This window comes from Mycobacterium sp. NGS40 (assembly GCF_059812735.1).
In genome coordinates this window covers 1-442 of the sequence record NZ_JCALDG010000126.1, presented here as the reverse complement: position 1 = coordinate 442, position 442 = coordinate 1, and the positions used below count along the sequence as shown (strand labels likewise).

Genomic DNA, 442 nt, shown 5'->3' with positions numbered 1-442 from the left:
TGCTAACACCACAGGCCAAGTCAGCGACCCGGTCAACAACACCAGCGCGAGAACAGCGGCGAGCGCAACGAGATCGGTTGTTGCGCAGGACTGTACGGCATGCTTGCATCCGCGATCGATCAGGAGATCCGAGCCGTCGCCAACCGATGCAGACTGGACTACTGCAGCGCCGGTATGGTCGCTGACCGCGGTGGAGATCGACGAACTTCGAACACCGGAAACGCCCATATCGGACATGCTCATAGCGGGAAAGCGACACCCGCCGGCCACGGCGATCACCCAGAAGACGGCCGCCACCACGGTGGTATAGCGCAGCCACCTTCTGTAGCGAGCAATTTTCACGATCATGGCAACACCCACGCTAGCACCCCCCGGGGGTATTGAACAGAAGCGGCACGTAACGGCGACGAAACAACAAGGCATCACGTCGGGATCGACTGGG

1 protein-coding gene is annotated in these 442 nt (G+C 60.9%); it reads right to left on the bottom strand.

Translation table 11 applies throughout. The features are described from left to right. Window positions 1-360, bottom strand: a 360-nt coding sequence (lpqS, locus tag AC5Y5O_RS32230; protein ID WP_500028773.1) for a putative copper homeostasis (lipo)protein LpqS, incomplete at its 3' end; no start/stop codon positions are given. Window positions 361-442: the final 82 nt, after the last annotated feature.